The sequence below is a fragment of the Halorubrum gandharaense genome (genome assembly GCF_054654575.1).
In genome coordinates, this window is sequence record NZ_BAAIET010000002.1 from 923,772 (window position 1) to 936,432 (window position 12,661).

At 67.9% G+C, this 12,661-nt stretch carries 15 protein-coding genes; 6 read left to right on the plus strand and 9 right to left on the minus strand.

Annotated elements, in window-relative coordinates; translation table 11 throughout:
- Window positions 1–125: 125 nt before the first annotated feature.
- On the minus strand, window positions 126–401 hold the full coding sequence (locus tag ACYQ07_RS13690; RefSeq protein WP_459882536.1) for a PadR family transcriptional regulator: 276 nt from the start codon (window positions 399–401) through the stop codon (window positions 126–128).
- Between the two features lie 252 nt (window positions 402–653).
- Here ACYQ07_RS13690 and ACYQ07_RS13695 point away from each other — a divergent pair, with 252 nt between their 5' ends.
- Window positions 654–929, plus strand: a complete 276-nt coding sequence (locus ACYQ07_RS13695; protein WP_459882538.1) for an amphi-Trp domain-containing protein — start codon at window positions 654–656, stop codon at window positions 927–929.
- A 363-nt stretch (window positions 930–1,292) separates the two neighbouring features.
- Here ACYQ07_RS13695 and ACYQ07_RS13700 read toward each other — a convergent pair whose 3' ends face one another.
- On the minus strand, window positions 1,293–1,439 hold the full coding sequence (locus ACYQ07_RS13700) for a hypothetical protein (protein ID WP_459882539.1): 147 nt from the start codon (window positions 1,437–1,439) through the stop codon (window positions 1,293–1,295).
- 174 nt (window positions 1,440–1,613) lie between these two features.
- Between ACYQ07_RS13700 and priS the strand changes: the two genes are divergently transcribed.
- Genes priS through bcp form a run of 3 tightly spaced genes read left to right on the plus strand, consistent with a single transcriptional unit; the run spans window position 1,614 to window position 4,241 of the window.
- Window positions 1,614–2,777, plus strand: a complete 1,164-nt coding sequence (gene priS, locus ACYQ07_RS13705) for a DNA primase small subunit PriS (RefSeq protein ID WP_459882541.1) — start codon at window positions 1,614–1,616, stop codon at window positions 2,775–2,777.
- Window positions 2,774–3,727 carry a DNA replication complex subunit Gins51 gene (locus ACYQ07_RS13710; protein WP_459882542.1) on the plus strand — a complete coding sequence of 318 codons (954 nt, stop codon included), beginning with the start codon at window positions 2,774–2,776 and terminating at the stop codon, window positions 3,725–3,727. The genes priS and ACYQ07_RS13710 overlap by 4 nt, the downstream gene beginning before the upstream one ends.
- A 46-nt stretch (window positions 3,728–3,773) precedes the next feature.
- On the plus strand, window positions 3,774–4,241 hold the full coding sequence (bcp, locus tag ACYQ07_RS13715) for a thioredoxin-dependent thiol peroxidase (protein ID WP_459882543.1): 468 nt from the start codon (window positions 3,774–3,776) through the stop codon (window positions 4,239–4,241).
- A gap of 83 nt (window positions 4,242–4,324) precedes the next feature.
- Here the strand turns inward: bcp and ACYQ07_RS13720 are convergent, their stop codons facing one another.
- The 3 genes from ACYQ07_RS13720 to ACYQ07_RS13730 form a co-directional block, all read right to left on the minus strand.
- Window positions 4,325–5,251, minus strand: coding sequence for a DMT family transporter (locus tag ACYQ07_RS13720; protein ID WP_459882545.1), 927 nt, complete (start codon window positions 5,249–5,251; stop codon window positions 4,325–4,327).
- 172 nt (window positions 5,252–5,423) lie between these two features.
- Window positions 5,424–6,470 (minus strand): geranylfarnesyl diphosphate synthase, encoded by a 1,047-nt coding sequence (gene idsA3, locus ACYQ07_RS13725; RefSeq protein ID WP_459882546.1) that lies wholly within the window; start codon window positions 6,468–6,470, stop codon window positions 5,424–5,426.
- Window positions 6,467–7,819: an RNase J family beta-CASP ribonuclease gene (locus ACYQ07_RS13730; protein ID WP_459882548.1), complete on the minus strand. Its 1,353-nt coding sequence runs from the start codon at window positions 7,817–7,819 to the stop codon at window positions 6,467–6,469. The genes idsA3 and ACYQ07_RS13730 overlap by 4 nt, the downstream gene beginning before the upstream one ends.
- A 292-nt stretch (window positions 7,820–8,111) precedes the next feature.
- Between ACYQ07_RS13730 and ACYQ07_RS13735 the strand changes: the two genes are divergently transcribed.
- The gene (locus tag ACYQ07_RS13735; RefSeq protein WP_459882550.1) at window positions 8,112–8,354 is read left to right on the plus strand and encodes an LSM domain-containing protein; all 243 of its coding nucleotides are present in this window, start codon (window positions 8,112–8,114) and stop codon (window positions 8,352–8,354) included.
- Window positions 8,351–8,527 carry a 50S ribosomal protein L37e gene (locus tag ACYQ07_RS13740; RefSeq protein WP_459882551.1) on the plus strand — a complete coding sequence of 59 codons (177 nt, stop codon included), beginning with the start codon at window positions 8,351–8,353 and terminating at the stop codon, window positions 8,525–8,527. Before ACYQ07_RS13735 ends, ACYQ07_RS13740 begins: the two co-directional genes overlap by 4 nt.
- Before the next feature lie 86 nt (window positions 8,528–8,613).
- Here the strand turns inward: ACYQ07_RS13740 and ACYQ07_RS13745 are convergent, their stop codons facing one another.
- The 4 genes from ACYQ07_RS13745 to ACYQ07_RS13760 form a co-directional block, all read right to left on the minus strand.
- Entirely contained in the window at window positions 8,614–9,315 is a 702-nt protein-coding gene (locus ACYQ07_RS13745; RefSeq protein ID WP_459882553.1) for a DUF2391 family protein, read from the minus strand.
- Window positions 9,316–9,399: 84 nt separating this feature from the next.
- A complete protein-coding gene (locus ACYQ07_RS13750; RefSeq protein WP_459882556.1) occupies window positions 9,400–10,083 on the minus strand; it encodes a DUF2391 domain-containing protein in 684 nt (227 codons plus the stop codon).
- A gap of 76 nt (window positions 10,084–10,159) precedes the next feature.
- A complete protein-coding gene (locus ACYQ07_RS13755) occupies window positions 10,160–11,482 on the minus strand; it encodes a YncE family protein (protein WP_459882558.1) in 1,323 nt (440 codons plus the stop codon).
- 496 nt (window positions 11,483–11,978) lie between these two features.
- Window positions 11,979–12,377 (minus strand): DUF7964 domain-containing protein, encoded by a 399-nt coding sequence (locus ACYQ07_RS13760; RefSeq protein ID WP_459882559.1) that lies wholly within the window; start codon window positions 12,375–12,377, stop codon window positions 11,979–11,981.
- Window positions 12,378–12,661: the final 284 nt, after the last annotated feature.

Below are 12,661 nucleotides of genomic sequence, written 5' to 3' on the forward strand. Positions count from 1 at the left end.
AAACTCCAATCGAGCGACGGGGATGGGGGAGGGAGTTCGATGGCGTCGGGCCGGTCGGTGTCGACGGCGTCGGCCGCACTAACGAGCGGGACGACCGAAAGGGGAGGGCGGCGACCGAGGCGACGTTAGTGGTCGACGTACTCCGCTTCCCAGTCGGTGCGGGCGTCTATCTCGCGACGGCCGCGACGGGTGAGCGTGTAGTAGTTCGTGCGGCGGTCTTGCTGCCCCTTCTCGACGAGCCCCTTCTCGACGAGCGTGTCCAGATTGGGATAGAGCCGACCGTGGTGGATCTCCTTTTCGTAGTACTCCTCGAGTTCCTCCTTGATCGCCAGCCCGTGGGGATCATCGAGCCCGGCGATCACGTAGAGGAGGTCGCGCTGAAATCCGGTGAGATCGTACATGCTACTGCGTCGGTTTTCTTGTCGAAAATTAATAAATATATCGTTCGCGAACAGTTCCCTCGGGCGCACGCCGGCGGTTACCCGCACACAGCCCGATGTTCCGTTCTGTCAACTGGAGAACGTCCGGTGGATCACCGCTGCTGCCCTGTGGTGTCGCCGGCGTTCGCATGCGGCCACGAGAGGGTCCGCGGTGCGGCGCCGCGGGACGCGCGGCGTGCGGTGTTTATTACGAGCGGGCACCTCTGTCCACATATGCCCGAAGAGCTCATCTTCAAAACCGAGAGCACGGAGTCGAAAGCCAGCATTGCGGCCTCGCTTCGCGCGGTCGCGGACAAACTGGAGGCCGACGAGCCGGTGACGCTGTCGGCCGGCGGCGAGTCGGTGACGCTGGACGTGCCCGACGCGCCGACCTTCGAGGTGAAAGCGGAACGCGAGACCGGCAGCGGCGCCGACGAGCTCAGCGTGGAGTTCGAGTTGGAGTGGACCGTCGGCGAGGACGGCGGCGACGCGTCGCTCTCCGTCGAGTAGCGCGTGGAACGTCCTCCACGTCCTCCGTATTCCGACCTCCCGAACCCCGAACGACGGCGCCGTCGCTCGCCGGATAGCGTCGGTCCGCAGAACGAAGCTCACGCCCGACGCCGAAAAAAGCGGCGTCGAGCGTGTCTTCGAATTGGTCCCCGCTGACGCTTCGGCCCTCCAGACGAAGCGTCACCAAATCGTACCGCCCCACGAGGGATAAACCTAACGGAGACGGGAGTCTCGGGGCCGCTCCCGTCGGTTTTGTTCGTCATCCAATGAGTTGGGGAAACGGGACCACGAGGTCGTCGACGGCAGATGCGTCCACCATCCCGCACCGCCGAAGTCGATCGTCACCGGTCGTCGTGCTCCAGCCTAGATGTGCTCCTCCTCTAACACCCATCCGAGCGCGCGTTTATAATGGGTGAACAGTTCCTCGACGCCCCGGTGGTTCATTTCCTCCTCGTCGAGCTGGTCTTTCAGAAACTCGTACTGCTCGCGAACTTCCGCTTCCGAGCGCATGCGTCGACGTACGGTCGGGGGACGGTTAGTGCTGTGGTCGACGCGCGGGGCGGTGTGCCGTCGCGGTCGCCGGCGCGCACGCCGGCGCTCCACAGGCGATTGACAGGTCCCCGGCCCACGGGTGCCCCCCGAACGAAAACGCCTATACGTCGACCGCGGATACTACCTGAGAGCATGGACGACCGGACCCGCAACTACCTCTCGGGACGCTTCGGCGACTACTACCGAAGCGCCTCGGTGACCCCGCCACCCGACGCCAACCTCCGCGAGTGGGGTCACATCCCGTGGACGCCCGGCACGGGAACCACGATGGTCCGCCACCAGTCGTCGTTCGACCTCGGCGACCTCGACACGTTCTTCGCGGACAATGCGCCGCGACACGCCTACTTCTCGGCGGCGCGCTACGACGACCCCGGCGCCTCGACGATGGGCCGAAAGGGGTGGCGCTCGGCCGACCTCGTGTTCGACCTCGACGCCGACCACCTCCCCGGCGTGGACCCGGCTACCGCCTCCTACGCGGAGATGCTGGCGGAGTGTAAGGCGGCGCTGCTCCGCCTCCTCGACTTCCTGGAGAACGACTTCGCGTTCGAGGACCTCACCGTCGTCTTCTCCGGCGGCCGCGGCTACCACGTCCACGTCCGTGACGAGGACGTACGCGAGCTCGACAGCGAGGCCCGCCGCGAGGTGGTCGACTACGTGCGCGCCATCGACCTCAACACGGAGAACCTGATCCACACCGTCCAGGAGCGCGGCACGAACCAGCGTGTCCTCCGGACGGAAGGTGGGTGGGGCGCTCGCGTCCACGAGGCGCTCGTCGAGTACGCCGACGACCTCCGCGAGATGGACGAGGAAGCCGCCTTGGAGCGGCTCATGGAGCTCGACGGCATCGGCGAGGGACGCGCACAGACGATCCTCGGCGCCTTCCAGCGCAATCCGGACGCGGTCCGCGAGGGGAACGTGGAGGCCGGCGGCCCCGGCGTGCGCCGGCTGGTCGCCGCCCTGACCGCTCAGGTGACGGCCACGCAGACGGCACCCATCGACGAGCCCGTCACCACGGACACGCGTCGGCTGATCAGACTCCCCGGCACGCTGCACGGCGGGTCGGGGCTGAAGGTGACTCCCATCGACCGCGACGAACTCGACGGATTCGACCCGCTGGTCGACGCGGTCCCCGAGCGGTTCGTCGGCCGCGACATCCGGATCGAGACCGAGGTGGACCGGACGGTAGAACTAAACGGTCGGGAACTGAACGTGGAACCCGGAACGAACGTGGTCCCCGAACCGACGGGCATCCTCCTGATGGCCCGCGGTGAGGCACGGAAGGCACCCGAACCATGAACCTCGACGAGCTCCGATCCGTCCAATCGAAGGAACGCCGCAAGGATAGCCTCCAGCATCTCCGCGACGCGTTCTACGACGACGTGGCCGCCTACATCGCCGACCTTCGCGCCGCACGCGACCGCCGCGCCGAGGAGGTGGACAAGCCCTTCTCGGACGACGACGTGCGCCGCATGTCCGACGAGATCGAGACCGCCGAGGAGGTCGCCGAGGCGATCTACGAACGCCGGGTCGGGAAGGTCGTCAAACTCGCCTCCTTCGCCGCGGCGGACATGCCCGTCGAGACGGAGGGGATGACGAGCCCGGAACGGGACCTCTTCGACGACCTCGTCGCACGGATCGGCGAGAACAAGTCGGCCGTCCTCGACGTGCTCTCCGGCGAGACCGATCCCGCGCCCGCGGACGCCGGCGACATCGACGTCGAACCCGCCGGCGAGTCGGACACCGATTCGGTGACGGAGGCCGCCCCCACCCCGACCGCAAGCGACGAGCCGGTTCCGCCCGAGGAGCCGATTCCGCCGGCTGACGGCGCGAATCAGGCAGCCGACGCCGGCTCAGCCAACTCGGCCGACCCGACGGGTGGCTCCGAGTCACCCGACGCGTCGAGCGGCGCGCTCGCGGACGCGATGGCCGGCGGGTCGACGGACGACTCCCCGGACGCGTCGCCGGATGAGACTGAAACGGAGTCGAACGACGGTCCCACACCCGTCGCCCCGGAGCCGGCCCCCCCGGGCGCGCCGGGAATGAGCGAGGACGACGACACGTCCGCCTCGACCGCGCCAAGCACACCCGAGACGGACCGAACGACGGTGCGGGTGACCCGTGACGTGGGCGAGATCCTCGGCGTCGACGACCGCGAGTACGACCTCGAACGAGAGGACGTGGTGACGCTGCCGGCGGCCAACGCCGACCCGCTGCTCCAGCGGGACGCCGCCGAGAAAGTGGAGTAGTTCCCGGACCGGAGCGGCTTTCCGGGTCCCCGCCCAGCGATCCGACATGCTCGACGTTGGATCCAAGGCGCCGGCGTTTACGCTCACCAACCAGAACGGCGAGACGGTGTCTCTCGACGCGCTCGACGGCAAGTACGCCGTCGTCTACTTCTACCCCCGTGCGGACACGCCCGGCTGCACGACGGAGGCGTGCGGCTTCCGCGACGAGTGGGACGCGTTCGCCGACGCGAACGTCGCCGTCGTCGGGATCAGCGACGACCCCGTCGACGATCTGGCCGACTTCGCCGAGAAGTTCGACCTGCCGTTCGACCTCCTTTCGGACCCCGACGGCGAGGTCGCCGCCGCCTACGACTCGTACGGCGAGAAGAACATGTTCGGAAACACCTTCGACGGCGTGTTCCGGAACACGTACGTCGTCGACGCCGACGGCGAGGTCGTGCTCGCGTACGAGGGCGTCTCGCCGGAGGACCACGCGGCGGAGATCCTCGCCGACATCGCGGCGCTCGACGGGTAGCCCGCATCCGCACCCGTTCACACGTGATACCGCGGGTGCCGCGGGCGCCGAACGCCGGAGCCGCACGCCGACCGGACGACCCCTCAGAACAGCCCGCCCATCCTCGCGGCCAGCTTCGGCACTTCCTCCGCGATCGCGTGCCGCTTCACCAGTCCGAAGCCCGCAACGATGACGACGAACCCGGCGACCGTGAGCCACGTGACGGTCTCGCCAAGCAGGAGCACGCCGGCGACCGTGGCGACGACGGGCACGACGTAGGAGACGAGGTTGATCTCGAAGGCGCCCAGCCGGTCGAGTAGGGTGAAGTAGATGGAGTAGGCGACCGCCGACGAGCAGACCGAGAGGAACAACAGCGCCACCAGCGGCTCCGCGAGAAACACCGGCGGTCCCTGTGGCTCGCCGAGGCCGACGCTGAACCCGTGCATCAACAGCCCGCCGAACAGCATCGCCCAGCCGGTGAGCGCGATGCTCGAAAACGTCGTCTCCACCGTGCGGAGCCCGACGCTCCCCACGGAGACGGCGATGACGCCGACCGCGATCAGCGCGACGCCGACCGTGACGCCGCCGGCCAGGTTCGCGGGGTCCGGCTGGGCGACGAGCGCGACGCCGAGGAAGGCGAGCACCACGCCGATCATGCCGCGCGCGTCGAGGTCGGAGCCGCCCACCCACGCCGCGGCCACCGCGGCGGTGACGATGGGGACCAGACTGTACGTGATGGAGGCGATGCCGCTCGTCGTGTACTGCTGGCCGACGAACAGGAGGGAGTTGTTCGCGGCCACCGAGAGCCCGCCGCTGAACCCGATCGCGGCGAGGTCGCCGCGCGTTCGGGGAATGGCGTCCGACTCGGTAAGCAGGACGTAGCTCACCAACAGCAGCGCCGCGATGTCGAACCGGTAGGCGGCGTACAACACGGGCGGATAGTAGTCGAGCCCGACCTCGATCGCGACGAACGAGCCACCCCACAGCAGTGCCAGCGTGAAAAACAACAGCACGTCTCGATACCGGGACACGCACGAAGCAAGGGTCTCGCCTGATAAAGCGGTGTCCGTTCGCCGGCGTGCGCCATGCGGCGAGGGAGGGGGGAGAGACGACCCCGCCGAACACACCACGCTTCCGGTGAATATCGCTCGTGAGAACGCGTCGAAAACGCCGGCGAAAATCGGCGCCCGAACGGGCTCCGGCTCAGTAGCCGCGCGCGATGAGGTAGTCCGCGATGTCCTCCAACAGCCGACGAGCCTCGTTGTCGGGGAGCACCTGCAGATGCCCTTTCGAGCGCGCGGTGAGGTCCTCGGCCTTCTCGCGGGCGTACGCGATGGAGCCGGACTCCTCCAAGGCGGCGACGGCGTCGTCGACCGCCGCCTCGGTCATCTCGGCGGGCGTGTCGGCGTCGACGAGCGCGTCGACGTCGACGCCCTGCTGGCGCGCGTGGAGGGTGATCAGCGTCTCCTTGTCCTCGACGAGGTCCGAGCCCCGCTGTTTGCCAAGTTCCTCCGACGGCACCGTCAGGTCGAGCACGTCGTCCTGGATCTGGAACGCGCGCCCGGAGTCGATGCCGTACTGGTAGAGCGCGTCGACGACCTCGTCGTCGCTGCCGAGCAGCACTGCGGGCGTGGCGGCGGCGGCGCCGTACAGCACGGCGGTTTTCAGCTCGACCATCTCCAGGTACTCCTCGGGGAGGATGTCGTCGCGCGTCTCGAAGGCGACGTCGAGCGCCTGCCCCTCACAGATCTCCGTGCAGGTGGACGCGAGCAGCCGCATCGCCTCCAGCCCGCGGGCGGGGTCGGCACCCGTCTCGGTCATGATCTCGAACGCCTTCGAATACAGGGTGTCGCCGGCGAGGATCGCCGTCGACGTGTCGTACTGTTCGTGGACCGCCGGCACGCCGCGCCGGAGGTCGTCCTCGTCCATGATGTCGTCGTGAATGAGGGTGAACGACTGGATGATCTCGATCGACACCGCCGCCCGCATGACGTCGACCTCGCCGCCGTCGAGCGCCTCGAACGACCGGTAGTCGCCGGTCATCGGCGGCACGTCGGTGATCGCCTCCGCGGCCAACATCGTGACGGTCGGGCGAAGCCGCTTCCCGCCGGCTTCGAGGATGTAGCGGGAGGCCTCGTACAGTCGTTCCGGCCGCTGGATCGGCAGCTCCTCGTCGATAGCGGCGTTTATCAGCTCGCGCCGCTCGCGGATGGCGTCGAGCACCCGCGCCTCCGTGGATTCGGTCGTCATTCGACGAGCTGGATCGTGTTGCCGTTCTCCGTGACGTGGAGGTCACGCCCGAGGCTGTACCCCTGCGAGGACGCGAGGCTCACGTACGGCGAGAAGCCCTTCAGGTTCTGGTGGCCCGGAATGACGTGCTGGGGCTGGAGCGCGTCGAGCATCTCGTAGTGGCCCTCCTCGCGGAGGTGCCCGGAGACGTGGATGTCGTCGTAGATGCGGGCCCCCTGCATCCGGAGCAGCTGTTCGGACTGGTAGCGCTGGCCCTCGTTGGTCGGCTCCGGAATGACCCGCGCGGAGAAGATCACCTTGTCGCCGTCCTCGATTTCGTAGGGAGTCTCGCCGCGGCCCATCCGGGTGAGCATCGCGCGGGGCTCGCCCTGGTGGCCGGTGACGATGGGGAGGAAGTTACCCTTCCCCTCCTTCATGATCCGCTTGAACGTGCGGTCGACGGACTTCCGGTGGCCGTACATGCCGAGGTCGCCGGGGAAGTCGACGAAGTCGAGTCGCTCGGCGGTGCCGGAGTACTTCTCCATCGAGCGCCCGAGCAGGACCGGCTGGCGGCCGATCTCGCGGGCGAACTCGACGAGCGACTTCACGCGGGCGATGTGTGAGGAGAACGTCGTGGCGACGATGCCGCCGTCGTAGTCCTCCATCGACAGCATCGTGTCACGCAGGTGTTCGCGCGCGACGGACTCCGACGGCGTGCGCCCCTTGCGCCCGGCGTTCGTACAGTCCTCGATGTACGCGAGCACGCCCTCGCCCTCGCGGCCGATCTCGCGGAAGCGCTCCATGTCGATCGGGTCGCCGATGACCGGGTCGTGGTCCATGCGCTTGTCGAGCCCGTAGACGACGGCGCCCTCCGGCGTGTGGAGCACCGGGTTGATCGCGTCGATGATCGAGTGGGTGACGTTGACGAACTCCATCTCGATCTCGCCGGAGTCGCCGATGGACATCGTGCCGCCCGCCTTCATCTTCACCAGGTCGTTGTCGACGGTGAACTTGCTCTCGCCCTGGATCTGCTGTTTGACCAGCTCGATCGTGTACGGCGACGCCACGACGGGGGCGTCGTATCGGTGTGCGAGCTTCGGGATCGCCGCGATGTGGTCGAGGTGGCCGTGCGTGGGCACGATGGCCTGCACGTCGCCCTCGAGGTCGGACATCACGCGGTCGTCCGGAATGGCGCCCATGTCGATCAGGTCGAGACTGTGCATCTTCTCGGTCTCCACGTTGTCGTGGATCAGGACCTTACTCAGATTCAGGCCCATGTCGAAGATGACGATGTCCTCGCCCGCACGGACGGCCGTCATCTGTCGACCGACTTCCTCGTATCCGCCAATGGTTGCGATTTCGATTTCCATGGTTTGTGTGCCGACGCCGCGAACGGCGTCGCTTATAAACCCCGCATGGGGGCCGCCAGCCCCGGCATCTTCCAGCACGTCGGTGAAGGCCCCGCTACGGCCGAGCCGTCTTCGGCTCACCGTGTCCCGCGGGAGTTTGGTATCGCACAGTACAGAGGCCCATCTTAAAAACTACCGGGTTCGACCCCCGAGGGAACGATCCGCGACGAACGATCCCCCAGTTGACATGGAGCGCCCCGTCGTCGGGCGGGTCCCGGTATTTTTAATAGTGCGACGGGCGGCGATGTAGGTAATGAGTGGTCGACCCCTCGACGTGCTCGAAGCGTCGCTCGAGGAGCCAGTGACTGTACATCTGAAGGACGGAACGACCTACTACGGAGTGCTCTCCGGTTACGACCAGCACATGAACGTGGTGATCGAGCCGGAAACCGACGTGGAAACGCGTGTCGACGCCGAGCTCGACGAGGAGTTCGCGGTCGCCATCGAAGACACAACGATTATACGCGGCGATAACGTCGTCACGATCAAAGCATGACCGGCTCTGGTACGCCCTCTCAGGGTAAAAAGAACAAGACCGTACACGTGAAATGCCGTCGCTGTGGCGAGGCTTCCTACCACCTCACCAAGGAGCGCTGTGCCTCGTGTGGGTTCGGCAAGTCCGCGAAGCGCCGCGACTACGCCTGGCAGTCGAAGACGGGCGACAACTAACGTCGCGGTTTTCCTTCGATCAGTTGCACTGTGAGCGGCCGCACTGTCCGCCGTGAGCGGGTGCGCGCGTCGGCGAGCGCGCGGAGTCAGTCGTCGCGGATCGCGTCGCCGATGTCGTCCAGCCGGTCGCTGACGTTCCGTCCCTCGGACTCGCCGGGGAGGATGTCGCCGAGCGCGGCGCCGAACGCCGCCGCCGCCCAGACCACCGTTATCCGGCCCAGCGCCTCCAGCGCCGTCGGCCCCTCCTCGTGGAGCCGTCCCCACAGCAGCATCATGCCGGCGGCGACGACGAACGAGATGGTCAACACCGCCACTAGTCGCCGCGGGACAACGCCCAAAAGCGGGTTCCGAACCTCTACGTCACGGAAGTCGGCGTAGTAGATGAGCCCGGCCGTCATCGCGACGATGAACGCCACGTTGGCGAGGAGAAACACCGGGATGCCGCCGAGCGTCACCGCCACGAACCACTCGGCGATCTCGAAGACGCCGTCCTCGACGAGCAGGGGCAAGGAGAGCAGGATCCCGCCCACGAACGACTCGGCCACGTCGCGGGAGGTGTACTTGCTAATTCGTGTGGTGAACGCCCGGCTCCCCGGCATGCGCTCGACGAGCGAGATCGTCTGTCGAACCTTCTCGCGCTCGTGCGGTTCGTCGACGGTCGCCTCCAGCGCGTCGAGTTTGGCGAGCAGGTCGTCGATGTCCGGGTCGTCGGTTGCCGGATCGGCGTCCGTGCGCGCCGACCGCCCGCGTTCCGAACCGCCGGCGCCGCCCGCATTTCGGCTGGTCATGACGAGCGGTTGCACCGCCGTGTGGTAAAAGGGAGGGTGGGAAGCGGAGAGAACCCGGGGTGGAGACGGAACCGTACGGCCCCGTCAGTCGAACATGTCGCCGACGTCCTCACCCTGCGACTCGCCCGGGAGGATGTCGCCGAGCGCGGCGCCGAACGCCGCCGCCGCCCAGATCACCGTGATTCGTGCGAGCTGTTCGAGCGCCGTCGGATCCTCCTCCGCGAGACGGCCCCACATCAGCATCATGCCGAACGCCGTCACGAACGAAACGCCGAGGACGCCGACGTATCGCCGTGGGATAAACCCGAGGAAGGGGTTCGTGATCTGCACCTCACGGAAGTCCGCGTAGTAGAGGAGTCCGCCGGTCATCGCCAGCACGAACACGGCGTTAGCGATGAAGAACACCGGAACGCCGCCGAGCGTGAACTCCACGAACCACTCGGCGATCTCGAAGACGCCGTCCTCCACGAGCAGGGGGAGCGCGAAGATCACGCTGCCGACGAACGACTCCGCCATGTCGCGGGAGGTGTACTTGCTGATCCGCGTGGTGAACGCCTTGCTGCCCGGCATGCGCTCGACCATGGCGATCGTCTGGCGCACCTTCCTGCGCTCGGCGGCGTCGTCGACGGTCGCCTCCAGCGCGTCGAGTTTGGCGAGCAGGTCCTCGATGTCGGGGTCCTCGGGCCCGCCGTTCGCGTTGGTCCCGTTCTCGCCCGGCTCCGGCGGCGGATCGGTGTCGCCGGGATACTCCCCGTCGTCGTTGCTCATGTCTGCCTGCTCGGGGGCCGGATATAAAAAAGGAGCCGGCAGCGGTCGGGGTCGCCGGCGCAAACGGGCGGTCGGCCTACAGCTCGCGGCCGCCGACGCCGTGGAAGTCGCTCTCGGGGTCGTCGCCGTCGGGCTCGATCACGTCGACGACCTCGCGGCTCTCCACGTCGAAGACGGAGAAGCCGGGCGTCTCACCCTCCGACGCGTGGGGGTCGCCGGAGACCGGGTTCGGGCCGCGTAGCGACGCGAACAGGAAGCTGTCCTCGGGCGTGCCCCAGAAGATGTCGGGGGCGGTGCCGTAGTCGTCGACCGTCTCGGTGACCTCGTTGGTCTCGGGGTCGATGACGATGCCGTCGTGCGTCTCGCGGTTGAGCACGAACAGCTCGTCGTCGGCGAACCAGAAGCCGTGGGTGTCGTACCCCTCGGCGTCGCGGGCGACGTCCTCGAAGGCGTAGTCGTCCTCGTCGACCGGCTCGTTGGTGTCGGGGTGGATCGGCTCCTTGGCGTCCGTGTCGAGCACGTACCACTCGCCGACGCCGCCGGTCTCCTCGTCGTTGGACGGAGCGCCGGCGGTGAGGTAGAGCTGGTCGCGGTTGGGGTCCTTGATCGTCCCACAGTTCGCGCGGATCTCGTCGGGCGCGAACACCGTCTCGATGCTGAAGGAGTCGACCTCGACGACGACCACGCCGGAGTTGTGGACGGACGGCCCGAGCGTGTGGTACGAGTAGCCGTCGTCGTCGTAGTCGTGACAGATGGGCGCGGAGCCGTCGAACTCGTCGTCGCGCTCCGCGAACGTCGAGTCCTCCGCGATGACGAGCTCGTCGCCGTACTCGAACGTCTCCTCGTCGAGGTCCACGTCGATCTGGACGAGTTTCTCGTCGTCGATCACGTCGACCTGGATGTACTCGTCGTCCGGCGTGAAGCCCGCGAAGTGCGAGCCGGGGCCGGTTTCGACCTGGCCGACGAGCTCGCGGTCCTCGGCGCGGAACACGAGCACGCGCCGGCCGGCGGTACACGCGACCGCGGCGTACTCGCCGGTGCTGTTGAAGTCGACCATGTGCGGCACCACGTCGCCGTTCGTGTCCGCGAGTTCGCCAACGTCGAGCTCCGCGTCGAGTTCGAGGTTGCCGTCCTCGTCGCCGAGGTAGACGTAGCCGCGGTCGGTGCCCTGGTCGAACGCCCAGAACTCGTAGGTGGGGTCCGTGACGCCCTCGTCGTCGGGCTCCTCCGTCTCCTCCTCGGTCGGTTCGTCAGTCGACTCGGGCTCCTCGGTGGGCGCCTCCGTCTCCTCGGGGTCCTCGTCCGGCTCCTCGTCGTCCGCACAGCCGGCGAGCGCGAGCGTGCCGACGACGGCCCCGCTCTGGAGGATCCGCCGACGCGTCGTGTACTGCTTGCTCATTCACTCTCCGATACGGGATCCCCACCTATACCCCACACCGTACCGGGAAAACGTGGCGGTTCACCCCGCTACCGGCAACGCTTGCGCGCGCCGGCGTGTGCCAGGGCCCGAGGCCGGCGGGCGCCGGCTGACGCACGGCCCGGGTCCGCCGTGAGGTTTATATACTGGTCCGTGTTACCAGTGCCCAAGAGGTGAGTCACGCACCATCGAGAACGAGCCACCACGGGATCGGCACCTGCCGCACTGCGACGGGAGCGTGAGCTCCCCGTAACGTCTGCCACACGCAAATACGGGATCGGGCGGATTCGAACGGGCTGGAATCACCCCGGCGACCGCGGGGCCGCCCGCGGTCGCCAGCAGCACTGTACGTGAACGGGTTTTTTGGCGTCATCGCCACCACCTCTCGGAGGCGCACCTCCGTCGGCCGCCGGCGTCGGCTGTTGCCGGGGTCGACGCCCGGGCTCGCGCACGACCACGCTCCACGCCCGAGCTAGTGCTAGTGCTCGTGGCCGTGCGCGCCGGCGTGCGGCCCCTCGTGGTCCTCCGGGGGCGCCACCTCCTCCAGCATGATCGCCGCCGTCTCGCGGATCGCGGTCTCGTGGTCCGCGGCGTCGACCAGCTCGTGGCGCACCTCCAGCGCCCAGCCCACGTCCCCCACCAGCCGCAGGCAGAGCAGGTCGCCGTCGAGCTCGACGAGCAGCTGCTCGGTGGCGATCTCCCCGCGCGGATGCTGCTCACAGGGGTGGAACTCCAGCCCCGCCACCCCGTCGAACTGCGCCTGCTCGTTGAGCGCGGCGACCTCCTTCCGGCTCAACGCCTGCGTCGGCAGCGAGGTGAGAAACCGCGACTCGTGGGTGTCGTCACAGAAGTCGCACTCGTACTCCAGCGTCTCCATGTGTGAGGGTGGGTGACGCGAGGGAAAAAGGGCGTCGTTGGGGGTGGTGGCGTGGACGGCGCTCGTGCCGTATCGTCGACCGCGACCCACACCACACGCTCGGGGAGGGTCGGGTACGAGGCGGGGACGGCTTGGCGTCGGTGGCGTAAAAGCGCCGACCGCGGCCGGACCGTCCTCGCCGGCGCGCTCGACGCCGCGGCCGACGTTCGTCGCCGTCACCCTCGCCCCACCACGCGTCCCGCCGGGACGGCGAGTCGGTGGGGCTGGCGCTGTGGGACTGGGAC